A 16,938-nucleotide genomic window follows, 5' to 3' on the forward strand; every position below is an offset into this window, starting at 1 on the left:
GCTTACTCCAGGGTCAGATGACGCTGTAATGAACATCCTGGGGCAGCATTCCATTGACGGCCGTGATGTCTTGGGGGCAGGCAGATAACACCACAATCGCGTCCATTTCCGCCCTGAGGATGACGTACTCCCCAGGCTCACTGAGCGGTTCGGCGAACTCGATGCGCCCGTCCTGATAAACCGGCACATTCATAAAGAGATTCAACGGGCTCGGTGTTTCCGGCGCAATCAGTCCCATGGCATCCAGGGCCAGAAAGAGGTTTTCGTTGCAGCTGTCATGATGGCCGATAACTCCCAGTTGCTCGTAGCGAGTCGGATCACATGCGGCGACCAGTGTGTCGTGGATACCCGGTGAGGTGTCCTCGATGAGCGTCAGGATTTTCCGGCGTTTGTTGGTGACGAGACTGTCACCCTTGCCTGGGTTGAGCTTCAACCAAAACGGGCGACTGTGCTCCATCGACATCGCCTCGCAGAGATCGGCCGGGTTGAATGCCCAAGTGTCTACCACCTGTTTGCCATGGGTGTTGATGAGCTTGATGGTTTGCCCCTGCTTCAACGGGATCGCTATGCCCCGTCGGGCAGGCAGGCGGAGCAGTTCACCGGGTTGGATCGAAGGCATTGCATTCATGTGGTTGTTCTCTCTGTGCAAGTCTGAGGGCTGGCGGCCGGTTACCTGCCATCAAGGAAAACACAGAGGAAAACCGCAAACCAATACTATAAAGTCGCTTCGGTATAAGTGAAATCTATAGGCTCCCGATGCGAATCCGCCAGCTTGAGTGCTTCAGAACCCTGATGATCCACGGCACGATGACCCGCGCTGCTGAGCTTCTGGGGATTTCTCAGCCCGCCATCAGCACCACCATCGCCAATCTGGAGCATGAGACCGGCCTGAAGCTGTTCGTCCGTAAAGGTGGACGTCTGCAGCCGACTCCCGAGGCGCGGTTATTTTTTGTCGAAGCTGAACGAGCGCTGGAGGCGGTGGAGAAAACCAGTCGAATCGCCAAGGAGATTCGCACCGGGAAACGCGGCCACCTGGCCATTGCCGCCTATGCCAGCATCTCGATCAACCTGTTGCCTCGCTTGATGGCCGAGTTCGCGAAAGAACGTCCGGGGCTTGAGCTCAAGATCATCACCCGAAACTCCCAGTCTGTGCGTGAACTGATGTCGACGCAGCAATTCGACCTGGCCATCGCGGAGCTGCCCCTCGACTACCCGACGTCGAACATGGAGGTGATTTCCTACGAATGCCAGTGCATGGTGCCGATCGGTCATCCCCTCGCAGAGCTGGACGTCATCACACCCGCGGATCTGGATGGCGTGCCGTTCGTATCGCTGTTCAAGGGCGACCCGATCTACCAGCAACTGGCCATGGCGTTTTCGGCGTACGGGTCATCCTGGAACGTGGTGGCCGAGACCGAGTTCTTCTCGACGGCCTGCGAATTGGTGTGCGCCGGCATGGGCGTCGGGGTCGTCGACCCGGTGGTCAGCCTGCCCTTCACCAAAAACCTGGTGCTCAAGCCCTTCTCACCGGCGATCAAATACGAAATAGCGCTGCTGCTTCCCACACAGGAAGAACCGTCACAACTGGCGCGAGAATTCGCCCGGTACCTCAGGCAAAACCTTTGAAGGTCTGTGCCTCTCTCAAGTATTCGGTGATTTATGCCACGGATAGCCTTTTGCGCTGAGTTGAAAGGCGTAATCGAATAACCGCTTCATGTACTCGCCATCGAATTTCTGATTGCGAGGAAAGTGAAAATCGGAGCCGATGTAGGCCAGATTGAAGTCCGCCCCGTCCTGCTGCGCAATGCGATAAATTCGATCCAGGTCGCTGATTCCCTGAGTCTGGATCAAGGTGCTGATGGCTCGACCGCCGATGCTCAAGGTACGGCGTTTGGTTCCGGACCACTGCGGCACCAGTCTCCCGTTGCGAATGACATAGAAGTGCCGATCCTGTCGCAAACGTGCGCCGGTCATTTTGTTCAGCGCCATCACGGTGCCCGGTGGGTAAAGGAACACCTGAGTGAGGACGCCTCCGTCCACGTGCATTTCCTGAAACTGTTTGCCGTCAACGTCCACGTCGATCATGACGGGTGAGACGGCGCCGGGAATACTCATCGACGCGACCATGATGTTGCGAAAGAGCTCGAGCGCTCCCGGTGCTTCGCTGGCGGCAATAGCGCCCATGTTCCAGGTGACGGGCCGCCCTGAATCAAGGTCAGTGGTACCGATCATCAGGAGTCGTCCGTTTGCGTATTGCGCGGCGACGGCTCTCAGCACCTCGGCTGTGACGTACTTGGCAATCAGTCGCGCCAGTGGCTTGCTGTCCGCCATACCGTCGCTTGCCAGGCGGGTCAGCACACTTCGCGAATGGAAAATGTCTTTTGGACCGACGGCGTTGGAGATCCCCAGAATGACATCGTCATACTCAGGCCCCAGGTAAGCGAACGGGGCGACCAAGGCGCCCGCGCTGATCCCGGTGACGACCTTGAACACAGGTCGGGACCCATGCTGAGTCCATCCCGCAATGATTCCTCCCGCGAATGTGCCCGCGTCGCCTCCTCCCGACACGGCCAGCATGCTGGCCAGTGGCAGCATGTCATTGGGCTGCCCGGCACGGGCGAGCACCTCGGCCTCTCGATGGTTGGCCTGACTTGCATCCCGGATGAACGGAGTCAGGTCCTGGTCCAGCCAGTAGCGCGCATCCGGGATGCCAGGGATCACCGCTTTTTCGGTTAACGTTTGTGGCACGGCATCACGGCGTTGCAGGCACCCTTGGCGCAACATGTTCAACGTTGAGGCACTGGGCCTGGGCAGAAATGGTTTCAAAACGCCCTCCTCCGGTCCCTGCAATCGACAGAGAACGCGCTCAACCATTCGGTGAGATGGCCTCACCCATCATGCGCGCGCTACACCCCCATGACTATCCTCTCAATCAGGCGCCGGGGCTCGGAACACCAGCAGCCTTCCGGTGGCGCGCTGCACGACCTTGTCGTTCTGATTGAGCGTTTCCATGAACATTGTCACCACGCCTCGGTCGGACTTGGTGGCGGACGGTTCGATGGCTTGTACGGTGGTCTCGAGACGCAATACGTCATCGGGATAAGTCGGCGTCGGCCAGCTCAATTCAATGCTCAGGCCAATGATCCCGTCAGCCAGCGGCACACTCGCCACCAGCAGTTTCATGGTCAGGGCCGCCGTGTTCCAGCCACTGGCCGCCAGACCGCGAAACAGGCTCAAGCTGGCCGCTTCAGGATCAAGATGGAAAGGTTGCGGATCGAACGCTTGAGCAAACGCCAGCATCGCCTCTCGCTCGACGCGAATGGGGTCGCTTTCGAACACCTGACCCAGGCTCAGGTCATCGAGGTAGAGTTTTTCCCAGGAATGGATGGTCATGGTTCAACCCTCTATGGGGCACTACGTCAGGAGTAACCGAGTTCGCTGAGGTCGATCGCCACCAGCAAGGCAGCCTTGTCGGCCTGGCCGTCAGCCCCGCGTCGATAGGCGCGCCGCTTGCCGGGCATGCGCAGCCCGTCGGCTTCAACGTAGTCATGAACGTACTGGACGGCAGGCAGGCCGCCACTCACGTCAACGTTGTAGTCGTGTCGGCGAAGCAGAAAGTCTTCGCCAAAGTAGAATTCCTGGACCGCGCAGTGCGTCGCGATGTTGGCGGGAAACGTCACCCGCAGGCAGCGCCAGAACTGCGTCCCTTCTTGCCAGGGCTCGACTTCCTCGGTCACGACACCCGGAAAAGTGAACTGGAAAGGCATGGTCAGGTAGGACCACATTGCATAACCGTTGAAGTACGCGCGGTGCAGTGGGTCCCAGGGGGAATTTTCGCCGTGGTCGCGGAAGGATTCCCGGGGCGCTGATCGCTCGGCAATGACCTTCCCGTCAGTTTTTTCGATAGCGATACGGTCAGGTGTGAAGTCGGTCAATTGATCAAGCCCGCCGAAGGGTGTCACCGACGCTCTCTGCTCATGCAACCAAACGGTCATCCGGCGTGGCGCGCTGTCCTGCGTCAGCCCTTTCATGGCCCATAGCGAGCCGCCGGTCACGATTGTGGCCTGGACTTTGCTGAAACTGTTCCAGCGTTCGAGACCGCCATGGGCGATCAGTACCTGGTCGAGCAGCTCTGGTTTCATGGTTGCGGCCCTCCTACGTCCTGCGGCCGATCCTGTACCCACTGCCAGAATAATTGATACCCGACGGCCAGCACCACCGGGCCGATGAACAGTCCGATAATGCCGCTGGTGACCATGCCGCCCAGGGCTCCGATTAACACCACCGGCATTGGCACATCGACACCGCGCCCCAGCAGCAGCGGTTTTAGGACGTTGTCCACCAGGCCGGCAACGAAGACGTAGATGGCGAAAACGATGGTTGCGGTGGAGGCACCTTCGGTGGCGAACACAAAAGCGATCACGGGCAGCGTAATCAGGGTCGCTGGCAACTGCATGATGCCGAGCAGCAGCACCGCGAGCGCCAGCAGGCCGGCGCCCGGAATGCCCTTGAAGACGAAACCGAGGCCCACCAGCAGCATCTGAATGAAGGCGATGCCCACCACCCCCAGCGCCACCGCACGGATGGTTGCGGTGCACAGGCCGGCGATTTTCGGTCCCTTGACCGGACCGCTGACGCGCGAGGCGATCTCTACCGCGCTGCGGCTTCCACTCTCGCCATGGGCCATGAAAATGCCGGCGATGATCAGCGCGACAATAAAAGTGAGAAAACCCATGCCGACGCCGGCCAGTTTGCCCAACAGGGTCAAACTGACCCCTTTGATCTGCGGTATGTACTTTTCGGTCAACCCCGGAAGATCGGTTGAAGCCTGCAACCACAGGGCCGACAGCGGTTTGCCCACCAAGGGCCAACCGGCGACCGCTTCCCCCGGTGGAGGAATTTGCACCCCGCCCTCCCTGACCACGCTCATGGCGTGCTCGACCGAGTCGGCAATCGAGGTGCCCAGCAGGTAGATCGGCACCATGAGGATGACGATGGCGATCAGCACAATCAGCGTCGCAATCCGCCCCTCCTTCTGACCTAGCGGACCCATGAGCCGCTTTTGCAGCGGATAGAGGGTGATCGCCAGGATCACTGACCACAACATCAGGTCGCGGAACGGGCTGAATATCTCAAAGCAGAACAGCACCAGAATGGCGATCAGCCCGGCACGAATCAGAACATCGAGCAGACTGCGGGTGAATGCTTTCTCTAAGACGGGTGTGGGCACCATGGCTGCTCCTTGCAGATCGCTGCAGAGGGATGAGGTCGGTTAGCCCAGCATAGTCGCTCAATGGAATACGCGAGAATCAGCGTAGTTTCAGTGGATCAACCAATTGTGCCGCGATGGCCATGCCCACCAGATCCGGCAAGGTGTTGGCCTGCATGCGCTTCATCACGCGCGAGCGGTACAGATCGACGGTTTTTGCACTGACGCCCAGTTGCTCGGCGATTTCACGGGTGGTGTAACCCTGCACCAGCGGCAACAACACATCGCGCTCCCGCGGGGTCAGTGTGAGCAATCGGGCCTGCAATTCTTCGTGCCCCTGATTGCCCGAGCGGTTGGCCGCGCAGTTGCTCAGTGCCTGCTGCACGCTGTCGAGCAGCAATTGCTCGTTATAGGGTTTCTCGATGAAATCATGGGCGCCGGCCTTGAAGGCGCGAACCACGATCGGCACATCGGCATGGCCGCTGACGAAAATGATTGGCAGGTTCAGCTCACGCGCGCGCATTTCTTCCTGCACGTTCAACCCGCCCATGCCGGGCATGCGCACATCCAGCAGCACGCACGCATCAAGGCCGGCGTCACAGGCACTGAGAAACTCGACGCCACTGGTAAACGGCAACGCCTTGAGCCCTACCGATTCCAATAACCAGACCGTTGAATCGAGCATGCCCTGATCGTCGTCGACCACATACACCACGTGCTCCGTCGCACCTGCCATTACGTTATTCCTGTTGTTGTTTTGTTGGGCCGGCAACCGGCAAACGGCAACACATCAGCAGTCCGACAGGCTGGCGCCGGGCCTGCAATTCGCCGCCGAAACCTTCGATGATGCTGCGGCTCATGGACAGCCCAAGGCCCAGGCCATCGGCCTTGCTGGTATAGAACGGGGTAAAGATCTGCTCCAGTTCGGGTTCGCTGACACCCGGTCCCTGGTCTTGCACACTGATTTCCACGGTTGCACCACTGTCCAATTGCGCCGTCATCACGATCAACGAAGGCTGGCCGGGATGTTGTTCGCGGTTGGCATCGATGGCGTTGCGCAACAGATTGAGCAACACCTGCTCCAGCAACACCCGGTCGGCATAAACGGGCGGCAGATTATCCGGCAGGCGATCCTCGATTGTCACTTGGCAATTACTCGCTTCCCAGGCGCATAAACGCACGGCCTCGCGGGCGACGTCAGTAAAATTCAGGGCCTGCATGCGCCGTTGCCCCTTGCGCAGAAACGCCCGTAAACGGCGGATGACTTCCGAGGCATGGGTGGCGTGATGGGTGATGCGTTGCAGGCCTTGCGCCACTCTTTCGGCGGCCTGGGGATTGGAATCCAGCGTCTGTAAATAGCGCTGGCTCGCGTTGGCATAATTGACCACCGCGGCGAGCGGCTGGTTGATTTCGTGGGCGATACCCGAGGCCAATTCACCGAGGGTCACCAACCGCGCGGTGTGCGCCAGTTCGTCCTGATGCCGGCGCTGTTGCACTTCGCGCAGTTCCCGTTCGGTCATGTCCCGCGCGACCAGGGAGTAGTAGCGCTCGCCGCCGGCAGAACGATGTGCCAGCAGCACCAGCGAGACCGGCACCGAAGTGCCGCCACCCGGTGGTTGCAACCGTGCATCGGTACTCCAGACGCCGTCGCGTTCGGCGCTGCTCCAGCCATCGCGTTGCAGCCGCACCAAGTCGGCAGTGGCGAACAGCTCGGCCAGGGCCGGCATCGGTTGTTGCTCATCAATCCCGAGGATGCGCCGCGCTGCCGGATTGAGGTACGTGACTTGTCCCTCGGGGTCGATGAACAACACCGGATCAGTGTTGGCCTCGACCACTTCGGCCAGGCGTCGCTTGTTCTCTTCGGCTTGCACCCGGGCGGTGATGTCCCGGGAGACGCTGACCACTTCAACCACGGTGCCGGTGTAAGTCTCGCGGATCGCCCGGCTGGCGGTTTCGAACCACAGGTAATGCCCGGCACGATGGCGGATGCGATACGTCATGGTGTGATAGCCGTCCTGCTCCAGCGCATCCCGCGCGCGCTGCATCAGGCTGGCCAGGTCCTGACCATGGAACAGACCCTGGGCCATTTTCCCGCGCAACTCTTCCGGCCAGTAACCGAGCAAGGTCCAGGAGGCCGGTGACGCATCGAGAAAGCGCCCGTCCGGGGTGTGTCGGGAAATCAGGTCGGTGGTGTTTTCGATGATCAACCGGTACAGCCGCCGTGCGGTGCTCGCTTCACGCTCTGCCAGCACTTGCGTGGTGGCGTCGCGGCAACGGGCGAGTACGCGGTTGTCCTGGGGATCGGGGATAAACGTCCAGATCAGTATCTGTGCTTCAAACTGGGCCTCGACGCCTTCAATGGCCCGTTGCTGATCCAGGCAGGCGCGAACCAACACCCGATGATTCACCGGTAGAAAACCCAACACTTCGGTCAGCGGCTTCTCGGCGAGCAGCGCCAGCAGTGCCGCGTTGAACTCCAGCGGTCGGCCCTGCGCATCGAGCAACAGGCTCGGTTGTGGATCGTGGCCCAGCAGCGGCGAACCCCGCAACATGCCATTGACGCTGCTGAGCAGGGTTGTCAGCAAGTCCTGGACCCAGCCCAGCCAATCGAGGCTCACGCCCTCGCACACTTCCACCAGCAGCAACCCCGCCTGCCCAGGCGTCAAGGCCAGATCAAACACCTGGCCATGGCTGATCGCGGCCCGGCGCAATCGGCCGGACAACCAGCAATCGAGTTGACGCACTTGAGCCAGGTCCAGGCGCCCTTCCTCTACCAATCGTTCGAACAGCAATTGATCGCTGGCCAGCGACGGGTCGCCCAGGCCCGGCGGAAAGTGCTGGGCGGCGCCTTCGTGGCTGTAAATCCGCGCATTAGGCTGCCAGCTCAGATACACCGCCCGACGCACTTCGGGGCAATCCTGCAACGCACGGCACAAGGCATCGGCCCGGGCGGCCAGGGACACACCCTCGCGCTGCAGGCGCAACCAGCTGTGCAATCGAACGGGAGTCAGGGTCATTACGGGTCCACTTCGTCAGGGAAACCAAGCATATACCGGCGCTGGAGGTCTGGCGGCATTCATTTAGGGCCAGAAGAATCAAATATAGTACATCTACTATACTGCGTAGGTTGTACTTCCATATCAGTAGCTGAATGTTATATAAAGCAAACCTGACATAAAGGGTGACCTCAGCGACCCGGCTGCAAGGTCACCCATAGAGCTAACAATCAGCCACCGAGTACCCGTACATGTCGATCTATGAACAAGGGCTAGGCCCTACGGCTGTCAATCATATTGCCTTGTCTCCGCTCAGCTTCATCGAGCGCACCGCCAACGTTTACCCTCACTACCCCGCCGTCATCCACGGTTCGATTCGCCGCACGTGGGCGCAGACCTACACCCGCTGCCGGCGCCTGGCCTCGGCGTTGGCCGGTCGCGGCATCGGCAAGAACGACACAGTGGCGGTGATGCTGCCCAACATCCCCGAGATGCTTGAAGTGCATTTCGGCGTGCCGATGATCGGCGCGGTGCTCAACCCGCTCAACGTGCGCCTGGATGCCGAAGCCATTGCCTTCATGCTCCAGCACGGCGAAGCCAAGGTGCTGATTACCGACCGCGAGTTTCATAGCGTGATTCACGCGGCGATCGGCATGCTCGATCACCCGCCGCTGGTCATCGACGTCAATGATCCGGAGTACGGCGAAGGGGAGGCCGTCAGCGAACTGGACTATGAAGCGCTGCTGGCCGAAGGCGACCCGGACTTCGCCTGGCAATGGCCGGTCAACGAGTGGCAAGCCATTTCGTTGAATTACACCTCGGGCACCACCGGTAACCCAAAAGGTGTGGTTTATCACCATCGCGGGGCCTACCTGAATTCGTTAGGCAACCAGATGACCTGGGCCATGGGCAACCATCCGGTCTATCTCTGGACGCTGCCGATGTTCCACTGCAACGGTTGGTGTTACCCGTGGATCATCACTGCCATGGCCGGTGTGCACGTATTTCTGCGCCGGGTCGACCCGCAGAAAATCCTCACGCTGATCCGCGAGCACCAGATCACTCACCTGTGCGCTGCGCCAATCGTGCTCAACGCGCTGGTCAACATGCCGGAATCGGCAAAAGCGGCCATCGATCACCCGGTCAACGCCATGGTTGCAGGCGCTGCGCCGCCGGCCAAGGTGATCGGCGCTGTTGAAGCGATGGGCATCAAGGTCACTCACGTCTATGGCCTGACTGAAACCTACGGCCCGGTAACGCTTTGTGCCTGGCATGCCGAGTGGGATGAGCTTTCGCTGGATGAACGGGCGCAAATCAAATCCCGTCAGGGCGTGCGCTACCCGACGCTCGAAGGTGTGATGGTCGGCGACTCCACGACGTTGGAGCCAACCCCTCGTGACGGCCAGACCATCGGCGAAATCTTCATGCGCGGCAACACCGTGATGAAGGGCTACCTGAAAAATCCGACCGCCACCGCCGAAGCGTTCGAAGGCGGCTGGTTCCACACCGGCGACCTGGCGGTGTGTCATCCCGACGGTTATGTCGAGATCAAGGATCGTCTTAAAGACATCATCATTTCCGGCGGCGAAAACATTTCCACCATCGAACTCGAAGGCGTGCTCTATCGCCACCCGGGTGTGATGGAGGCGGCCGTGGTTGCCCGTCCCGATGAGAAATGGGGCGAAACGCCCTGCGCCTTTGTGACCTTGAAGGCCGATCACCAGGACGTTCGCGAAGCCGACATCATCAGCTTCTGCCGTGAGCACCTGGCCGGATTCAAAGTCCCACGCACCGTGATTTTCACTCTGTTGCCGAAGACGTCCACCGGCAAGGTCCAGAAGTACGTGTTGCGCGACAGGGCCAAGGCCCTCTAACCCGAACCGACGTTGTACCCGTCAAGCGGCAGGTGTTTTTACCTGCCGCTTCGGGCTCGTGCAGGCCGGATTTCGGCCCTGCCCTGCCCTCAAGCACATAACAAAAACAGGTGGAGCCACCCATGATCGACATCCATTCAACCGATACCCAACGCTGTGAACGTATTCGGGCCAACCCGAAATTCCTTCAATTGGTGAGCACGCGTTCGCGCCTGGCCTGGACGTTGAGTGCCACCGTGCTGGGCACTTATTACCTGTTCATGGTGGTGGTGGCGTTTGCCCCGCAGTGGCTGCACGCACCGCTTGGCGAGAATCGGATGTTGACCCTGGGCATGCCGATTGGCGCGGCGATCATCATTTTTTCCTGGCTACTCACCGGTTGGTATGTCTACAGCGCCAACACCCGTTTCGACGCACTGGGCGCCGCCATTCTCGAGGAGAGCAAGTAATGACCATGCTCCGTAAACTCATCCTCGCTGGCGCAGGCTTGTTGCCGGCCTCCGTGGTACTCGCCGCGCCAGCGCTAGGCGCGGTGGAAAAACAACCGCTCAATCTGCATGCGATCGGCATGTTCTTCCTGTTCGTCCTCGGCACCCTGGCGATTACCTGGTGGGCTGCCCGTCAGACCAAATCCACTTCGGACTTCTACACCGCTGGCGGTGGCATCACCGGGTTCCAGAACGGTCTGGCGATTGCCGGTGACTACATGTCCGCCGCCACCTTGCTGGGGCTTTCCAGCCTGGTATTCGCCAAGGGCTACGATGGCTTCATTTACACCATCGGCTTCTTCGTCGGCTGGCCGATCATCACCTTCCTGATGGCCGAGCGTCTGCGCAACCTGGGGCGCTACACCTTCGCCGACATCGTGTCGTATCGACTGGACCAGAACAAAGTGCGGATCTTCGCCGCCTTCGGTTCGCTGACGGTGGTGTGCTGCTACCTGATCGTGCAGATGGTCGGTGCCGGCCAGTTGATCAAATTGCTGTTCGGTCTCGACTACCCGGTTGCGGTGGTGATCGTCGGCGCGTTGATGCTGGTTTACGTGATCTTCGGCGGCATGATCGCCACCACGTGGGTGCAGATCATCAAAGCTGTGTTGCTGTTGGCCGGTGGTACGACCCTGGCACTCATGGCCATGTCGCAGTTCGGTTTCAGTTACGAAACCCTGGCCACCAAAGCTGTCGAGGCTCATGCCAGTGGCTGGAACATCATGGGCCCGGGCTCAATGCTCGCCGACCCGATCAACACCGCGTCAATGTCCCTGGGCCTGGTGTTCGGGATTGCCGGTCTGCCGCACATCCTGATGCGTTTCTTCACCGTGCCGAACGCCAAGGAAGCCCGCAAGTCGGTGTTCTACGCCACCGGCTTCATCGGCTTCTTCTTCCTGGTGGTTTGCACCCTCGGTTTTGCCGCGATGGTGATCATCGGCACCGATCCGCAGTACTACGTCAACGGTGAAGTCGGCGGTGCGTTGATCGGCGGTGGCAACATGGTCGCGATGCACCTGGCTAAAGCAGTCGGCGGCAACCTGTTCTTCGGTTTCCTCGCTGCTGTCGCGTTCGCCACCATCCTTGCCGTAGTGTCCGGGCTGGCGTTGGCCGGTGCCTCGGCGATTTCCCACGACCTCTACGCGACCGTGTTCAAGAAAGGCAAAGCCACCGAGAAACAGGAAATGCGCGTCACCCGCATGGCCACCGTGGGCCTGGGCATCATCGCCATCCTGCTGGGCATTCTGTTCGAGAAGATGAACGTCGCGTTCCTGGTGGGCCTGACTTTCGGCATCGCCGCGTCGACCAACTTCCCGGTGCTGATCATGGCCATGTACTGGAAAGGCCTGACCACCAAAGGCGCGATCATCGGCGGGTTTGCCGGCCTGATCTGCGCGCTGGTACTGGTGATCCTCTCGCCTGCCGTCTGGGTGACCGTGCTCGGTAATGCTCACGCAATCTTCCCGTACGACCACCCTGCCCTGTTCTCCATGCCACTGGCGTTCTTCGTCATCGTGTTGGTGTCCCGACTCGACCGCAGCGTGCGCGCCGACAAGGAGCGTGATGCTTACGCCGACCAGTTCGTTCGCGCCCAGACCGGCCTCGGTGCCGCCAGCGCTTCCAGCCATTGATTGAAAGGCACGGCCCGCTGTTGCGGCGCCGTGCCCATCGCACAACCGTCCTTTTGAGGTTCACGTTATGCCCGAATTCAACGCCCCGCTGCGCGACATGCGCTTTGTGCTGCATGAAGTGTTCGACGCCCCGGCCCTGTGGGCGCGGCTGCCGGCACTGGCCGACAGCGTCGATGCCGAGACGGCGGACGCCATTCTTGAGGAAGCCGCCAAAGTCACCTCGCACCTGATTGCGCCCTTGAATCGCAGCGGCGACGAAGAAGGCGCCCAGTGGCTTGAGGGTCAAGTCACGACCCCGATCGGCTTCAAACAGGCTTATGCCACCTACATCGAAGGCGGCTGGGTGGGCTTGTCCGGTAACGCCGATTTCGGCGGCATGGGCATGCCGAAGATGCTCGCCGTGCAATTCGAAGAAATGCTCTACGGCGCCAATTCAAGCTTTGCGCTGTATTCGGCGTTGAGCTCCGGTGCTTGCCTGGCGCTGGATGCCCACGCCAGCGACACCCTGAAAAAACTCTACCTGCCACCGATGTACGAAGGCCGTTGGGCCGGCTCCATGTGCCTCACCGAAGCCCACGCCGGCACCGACCTGGGGATCATCCGCACCCGCGCCGAACCTCAGGCCGATGGCAGCTACAGCATCACCGGCAGCAAGATCTTCATCACCGGCGGCGATCAGGACCTGACCGAAAACATCGTGCACCTGGTGCTGGCGAAACTGCCGGATGCGCCGGCCGGCCCCAAAGGCATCTCGCTGTTCGTCGTGCCGAAAGTGCTGGTCAATGCCGACGGTTCCCTTGGCGCGGCCAATGCCGTGAGTTGCGGTTCGATCGAACACAAGATGGGCATCAAGGCCTCGGCCACCTGCGTGATGAACTTCGACGGTGCCAGCGGTTGGCTGGTCGGCGAAGAGAATAAAGGCCTGGCGGCAATGTTCACCATGATGAATTACGAACGCCTGTCCATCGGCATTCAGGGGATCGGCTGCGCCGAGGCGTCCTATCAGAGCGCCGTCACCTATGCACGCGAGCGCATTCAGAGCCGTGCGCCGACCGGTGCCATTGCCCCGGACAAACTGGCCGACCCGATCATCGTCCACCCGGATGTGCGCCGCATGCTGCTGAGCATGAAAGCCATGACCGAAGGTGGCCGCGCGTTCGCCAGTTATGTCGGGCAACAACTCGATCTGTCTAAGTTTTCCGATGACGCCAAGGAACGCGACAACGCCCAAACCCTGGTCGCCCTGCTCACCCCTGTAGCCAAGGCGTTTTTCACCGACACCGGCCTGGAAAGCTGCATCAACGGTCAGCAAGTGTTCGGCGGCCACGGCTATATCCGCGAATGGGGCCAGGAACAATTGGTCCGTGACGTGCGTATCGCGCAAATCTACGAAGGCACCAACGGCATTCAGGCGCTGGACTTGCTCGGTCGCAAGGTGCTCGCCGATAAGGGCTTCGCGCTGCGCCAGTTCACCGGCGAGATCCGTCATTTCGCCCATCAGCCTGACGCGCCCTATGCCGCGCAACTGTTCGATGCCGTGCAGCGTCTGGAAGAGCTGAGCGACTGGCTGCAGGATCGGGCGGCGACCAACCGCAACGAAGTCGGCGCCGCTTCAGTGGAGTATTTGCACCTGTTCGGTTACGTCGCCTACGCCTGGCTCTGGGCGCGCATGGCTCAAGTGGCCAAGCAAAAGCTCAGCGACGACGAAGGTTTCTACGGCGCGAAAATCGCCACCGCCGACTTCTATATCCACCGCATGCTGCCGCGCATTTTGGGTCTTGAACAATCCATTCGCGCGGGCAGTGCCTCGTTGTATGGCCTGAGCGCCGAACAGTTCTAACGATTGAACCGCACGCGGCGCCACGCTCCTCTCTTTTCGGCGTTCGCGTTTTTTATTGATCAGCCCTCGCCCGTTCGGCGAGGGCCGCGGGACCTGTCTTTCCATAATAAAAACAAAGGGGCTTCACCATGGACCGTCACACCCGCTCTCTCGCTACCCGACTGCTGTTGGCCGGCGGCGTCATCAGCCTCTCGGCCCCCGCCGCTGCTGACTTTATCAAGGACAGCAAGGCGAGCCTCGAGCTGCGCAACTTCTACTTCAACCGTGACTATCGCCAGGACAACGCCGCGCAATCCAAGCAAGAGGAATGGGCGCAGGGTTTCCTGTTGCGCTATGAATCGGGCTACACCGAAGGGTTGATCGGGGTCGGTTTCGATGCCATCGGCCTGGTCGGTGTCAAACTCGACTCCAGCCCTGATCGCGCGGGGTCCGGCCTGCTCAAACGCCATCGCGACACCAGCAAAGGTGCTCAGGACGAGTACGGCGAAATGGGCGTGACCGCCAAATTGCGCGCCTCCAAGAGTGTGCTGAAGCTCGGCACCCTGATGCCGAAAGTGCCGACGGTATTGGCCAACGACTCCCGGCTGTTGCCGCAGACCTTCAAGGGCGGCCAGTTGACCTCGCTGGAAATCGAAGGCCTGACCGTGGATGCCGGGCGGCTGACGCAAGTCAACCAGCGCGATTCCTCGGACAATGAAGACATGGGCATCACACGGACCGGTGCCAAAAACATCACCAGCCGCCATGTGGACAGCGACAGCTTCGACTTCGCCAGCCTGAACTACAAATGGACCGGCAACCTCTCCACCGGTTATGCCTACGGTCATCTCGACAATTTCTATGACCAGCACATGGTCAACCTGACCTACCTGCTGCCGGTGACCACCGGCCAGTCGTTGAAGACCGATCTGCGCTACGCCCGTTCCACCGATGATGGCGGCAGTAATGTCGACAACAATGCCGTGGGCGCGATGTTCACCTACAACCTCGGCGGGCACGCTTTCGGCCTGGGTTATCAAGGCATGAGCGGCGACACCGGTTTCGCTTACATCAACGGTGCCGACGCGTTCCTGGTGAACTTCGTGCAGATTGGTGACTTCGCCAGTAAGGACGAACAGTCCTGGCAGGCCCGCTACGACTATAACTTCGCGGCTTTCGGCATACCCGGCCTGACCTTCATGACCCGCTACATCAAAGGTTCCGATATCGATCTGGGCACCAACCGCCCCGAAGGCAAGGAATGGGAGCGCGATACCGACATCGGCTATGTCGTGCAGAGCGGCCCATTGAAAAACGTTGCGGTGAAATGGCGTAATGCGACGGTGCGTTCGACCAACTTCGGCAGCGATATGGATGAAAACCGCTTGATCGTCAGTTATACCTTGCCGATCTGGTAAGTAGATCCAGTGTTACAAGGGGGGACTCGCTTAACGGCCGGTTCCCTTTTTTTTGCTGTTGGATTTGCGGTGTGAAAGCGGCCGTCTTCGCGAGCAAGCCCGCTCCCACAGGGATCTTGCGAACACTGAAGATCCATTGTGGGAGCGGGCTTGCTCGCGAAGACGGCCCCAAAGGCACCAAAGAGGCTGGACCTTACCACCCTCTTCCGACACCAACCCGCGGCAGTGGCCATAGTAGGTTAAGATGCCTGCAAACCAGGCTCGCCACGAGACGCCCCGCATGACAGACAACAGTCGGAACACGACCCGCCTGATCAAGAAGTACCCCAATCGCCGGCTGTATGACACCCACACCAGCAGTCATCTGACCCTGGCGGACATACGCCAGTTGGTCGTCGATAAGATCCCGTTTCAGGTGGTGGATGCCAAAAGTGGCGAGGACCTGACGCGCAGCATCTTGCTGCAGGTGATTCTGGAAGCTGAAAGCGGCGGTGAGCCGATCTTCACCAGCGAGATGCTGATGGGGATCATCCAGTTCTACGGCCCTTATCAGGGCGTACTCGGCAGTTACCTGGACAAAAGCATTCAGACCGTGATCGACGTCCAGTCCCAGACGGGCGCGCAGTCGTCCGAAGCCTGGAGCACGTTCATGCACCAGCAGGCGCCGGTGATGCAGGATCTGATGCGCCAGTATGTCGACCAGTCCAAGGCGCTGTATCTCAATACCCAGAACCTGTTTGGCATGTTTGGCGGCAAGCCGGATGCCGACGGCGGAACGAAAAAAAATGGCGATGGGGAATAAACCCATCGCCATCGGTGTTGCGTTACCGGTGTGACTTACTTGTTGCCGCTGGTAGCCTTGGCGCTTGCTTCCGGGGCAGCTTTCGCGGCGGCGGCAGTGGCTGCTTCGAAATTGCTCTGAGCGGCTTCGGAAGCCTGTTTCACGGCTTTCTGTGCGCTCTCAAACGCGGTACCGGCGTTCGCCAGGCCCGACTTGAACGCGGCCACAACAGGCTCGGAACCGGCCGGTGCATTCTTGCTGATCTCTTCTACAAACGCCTGCACCTGCTGGGTGCCCGCTTCAACCTGAGTTGAGGTCAGTTTGGCGATGTCCGACTGAGTACCCACGATCAACGCTTGTACCTGACGATTGAACTCGCTCAAGCGTTCGGTCTGCGCGTTCGGTTGGGTGAAAGACGCTTGCAGCTCAGCGAAGCCTTGTGGATCACGCACGGCCAGCAGCTTGCGAACGCCTTCGAAATGCTCTTCGGTGGAGTCGCGCAATGCCTTGAACTGCAACTGGCTCAGCTGTTCAACGCTGGCGAAGACTTTGCCGCTGATTTGCTGCAACAGGTCGAGGTTGGCTTTCTGAGCGGTTTGCAGTTTTTCCGAATTGAAAAAAGACATGCTTGAATCTCCTGGTACTGGAAGGCCCTGATGGGCCTGAGGACGCGATAGCGATCCGGCCAGTCATCGCGTTAGCCTTGATATTGCAGTGCACAA

Annotated in this window: 15 protein-coding genes; 7 read left to right on the forward strand and 8 right to left on the reverse strand. The window is 60.1% G+C overall.

Annotation, left to right across the window (positions count from 1 at the left end):
* Nucleotides 1–13: 13 nt before the first annotated feature.
* Nucleotides 14–628: a DUF1989 domain-containing protein gene (locus tag ACA055_RS15180; RefSeq protein ID WP_497679381.1), complete on the reverse strand. Its 615-nt coding sequence runs from the start codon at nt 626–628 to the stop codon at nt 14–16.
* A 128-nt stretch (nt 629–756) separates the two neighbouring features.
* Between ACA055_RS15180 and ACA055_RS15185 the strand changes: the two genes are divergently transcribed.
* On the forward strand, nt 757–1,626 hold the full coding sequence (locus tag ACA055_RS15185) for a LysR substrate-binding domain-containing protein (RefSeq protein WP_497679382.1): 870 nt from the start codon (nt 757–759) through the stop codon (nt 1,624–1,626).
* A 15-nt stretch (nt 1,627–1,641) separates the two neighbouring features.
* Here the strand turns inward: ACA055_RS15185 and ACA055_RS15190 are convergent, their stop codons facing one another.
* From ACA055_RS15190 to ACA055_RS15215, 6 genes are all read right to left on the reverse strand, one after another.
* A complete protein-coding gene (locus ACA055_RS15190) occupies nt 1,642–2,784 on the reverse strand; it encodes a patatin-like phospholipase family protein (RefSeq protein WP_497684428.1) in 1,143 nt (380 codons plus the stop codon).
* A 144-nt stretch (nt 2,785–2,928) separates the two neighbouring features.
* Nucleotides 2,929–3,393, reverse strand: coding sequence for a MaoC family dehydratase (locus ACA055_RS15195; protein WP_497679383.1), 465 nt, complete (start codon nt 3,391–3,393; stop codon nt 2,929–2,931).
* 26 nt (nt 3,394–3,419) lie between these two features.
* Entirely contained in the window at nt 3,420–4,142 is a 723-nt protein-coding gene (locus ACA055_RS15200; protein WP_497679384.1) for a hypothetical protein, read from the reverse strand.
* Nucleotides 4,139–5,233, reverse strand: coding sequence for an AI-2E family transporter (locus tag ACA055_RS15205; protein ID WP_497679385.1), 1,095 nt, complete (start codon nt 5,231–5,233; stop codon nt 4,139–4,141). Before ACA055_RS15205 ends, ACA055_RS15200 begins: the two co-directional genes overlap by 4 nt.
* A gap of 76 nt (nt 5,234–5,309) precedes the next feature.
* Nucleotides 5,310–5,945, reverse strand: coding sequence for a response regulator transcription factor (locus ACA055_RS15210; protein WP_497679386.1), 636 nt, complete (start codon nt 5,943–5,945; stop codon nt 5,310–5,312).
* Nucleotides 5,946–5,949: 4 nt separating this feature from the next.
* Nucleotides 5,950–8,226 (reverse strand): PAS domain-containing sensor histidine kinase, encoded by a 2,277-nt coding sequence (locus ACA055_RS15215; protein ID WP_497679387.1) that lies wholly within the window; start codon nt 8,224–8,226, stop codon nt 5,950–5,952.
* A 230-nt stretch (nt 8,227–8,456) separates the two neighbouring features.
* Between ACA055_RS15215 and ACA055_RS15220 the strand changes: the two genes are divergently transcribed.
* The 6 genes from ACA055_RS15220 (at nt 8,457) to phaR (ending at nt 16,237) form a co-directional block, all read left to right on the forward strand.
* Nucleotides 8,457–10,079 (forward strand): acyl-CoA synthetase, encoded by a 1,623-nt coding sequence (locus ACA055_RS15220; protein ID WP_497679388.1) that lies wholly within the window; start codon nt 8,457–8,459, stop codon nt 10,077–10,079.
* A 122-nt stretch (nt 10,080–10,201) separates the two neighbouring features.
* Nucleotides 10,202–10,528 (forward strand): DUF485 domain-containing protein, encoded by a 327-nt coding sequence (locus ACA055_RS15225; protein ID WP_497679389.1) that lies wholly within the window; start codon nt 10,202–10,204, stop codon nt 10,526–10,528.
* Nucleotides 10,528–12,198: a cation acetate symporter gene (locus ACA055_RS15230; RefSeq protein WP_497679390.1), complete on the forward strand. Its 1,671-nt coding sequence runs from the start codon at nt 10,528–10,530 to the stop codon at nt 12,196–12,198. The genes ACA055_RS15225 and ACA055_RS15230 overlap by 1 nt, the downstream gene beginning before the upstream one ends.
* 67 nt (nt 12,199–12,265) lie before the next feature.
* On the forward strand, nt 12,266–14,038 hold the full coding sequence (locus ACA055_RS15235; RefSeq protein ID WP_497679391.1) for an acyl-CoA dehydrogenase C-terminal domain-containing protein: 1,773 nt from the start codon (nt 12,266–12,268) through the stop codon (nt 14,036–14,038).
* 128 nt (nt 14,039–14,166) lie between these two features.
* Nucleotides 14,167–15,435: an OprD family porin gene (locus tag ACA055_RS15240; protein WP_497679392.1), complete on the forward strand. Its 1,269-nt coding sequence runs from the start codon at nt 14,167–14,169 to the stop codon at nt 15,433–15,435.
* A gap of 280 nt (nt 15,436–15,715) precedes the next feature.
* On the forward strand, nt 15,716–16,237 hold the full coding sequence (gene phaR / locus ACA055_RS15245) for a polyhydroxyalkanoate synthesis repressor PhaR (RefSeq protein WP_497679393.1): 522 nt from the start codon (nt 15,716–15,718) through the stop codon (nt 16,235–16,237).
* 35 nt (nt 16,238–16,272) lie between these two features.
* Here the strand turns inward: phaR and phaP are convergent, their stop codons facing one another.
* Complete coding sequence (phaP, locus tag ACA055_RS15250; RefSeq protein WP_497679394.1) at nt 16,273–16,842, reverse strand: TIGR01841 family phasin; 570 nt, start codon at nt 16,840–16,842, stop codon at nt 16,273–16,275.
* Nucleotides 16,843–16,938: the final 96 nt, after the last annotated feature.

Source organism: Pseudomonas sp. LBUM1657, assembly GCF_059716075.1.

Excerpts from the sequence above, each read along its gene's own strand:
- ACA055_RS15240 (WP_497679392.1), top strand. The coding sequence starts at position 14,167 with ATGGACCGTCACACCCGCTCTCTCGCTACCCGACTGCTGTTGGCCGGC.
- ACA055_RS15180 (WP_497679381.1), bottom strand. The coding sequence starts at position 628 with ATGAATGCAATGCCTTCGATCCAACCCGGTGAACTGCTCCGCCTGCCT.
- ACA055_RS15205 (WP_497679385.1), bottom strand. The coding sequence starts at position 5,233 with ATGGTGCCCACACCCGTCTTAGAGAAAGCATTCACCCGCAGTCTGCTC.
- ACA055_RS15200 (WP_497679384.1), bottom strand. The coding sequence starts at position 4,142 with ATGAAACCAGAGCTGCTCGACCAGGTACTGATCGCCCATGGCGGTCTC.
- ACA055_RS15190 (WP_497684428.1), bottom strand. The coding sequence starts at position 2,784 with ATGTTGCGCCAAGGGTGCCTGCAACGCCGTGATGCCGTGCCACAAACG.
- ACA055_RS15210 (WP_497679386.1), bottom strand. The coding sequence starts at position 5,945 with ATGGCAGGTGCGACGGAGCACGTGGTGTATGTGGTCGACGACGATCAG.
- ACA055_RS15230 (WP_497679390.1), top strand. The coding sequence starts at position 10,528 with ATGACCATGCTCCGTAAACTCATCCTCGCTGGCGCAGGCTTGTTGCCG.
- phaR (WP_497679393.1), top strand. The coding sequence starts at position 15,716 with ATGACAGACAACAGTCGGAACACGACCCGCCTGATCAAGAAGTACCCC.
- ACA055_RS15225 (WP_497679389.1), top strand. The coding sequence starts at position 10,202 with ATGATCGACATCCATTCAACCGATACCCAACGCTGTGAACGTATTCGG.
- ACA055_RS15235 (WP_497679391.1), top strand. The coding sequence starts at position 12,266 with ATGCCCGAATTCAACGCCCCGCTGCGCGACATGCGCTTTGTGCTGCAT.
- ACA055_RS15220 (WP_497679388.1), top strand. The coding sequence starts at position 8,457 with ATGTCGATCTATGAACAAGGGCTAGGCCCTACGGCTGTCAATCATATT.
- ACA055_RS15215 (WP_497679387.1), bottom strand. The coding sequence starts at position 8,226 with ATGACCCTGACTCCCGTTCGATTGCACAGCTGGTTGCGCCTGCAGCGC.
- ACA055_RS15195 (WP_497679383.1), bottom strand. The coding sequence starts at position 3,393 with ATGACCATCCATTCCTGGGAAAAACTCTACCTCGATGACCTGAGCCTG.
- phaP (WP_497679394.1), bottom strand. The coding sequence starts at position 16,842 with ATGTCTTTTTTCAATTCGGAAAAACTGCAAACCGCTCAGAAAGCCAAC.
- ACA055_RS15185 (WP_497679382.1), top strand. The coding sequence starts at position 757 with ATGCGAATCCGCCAGCTTGAGTGCTTCAGAACCCTGATGATCCACGGC.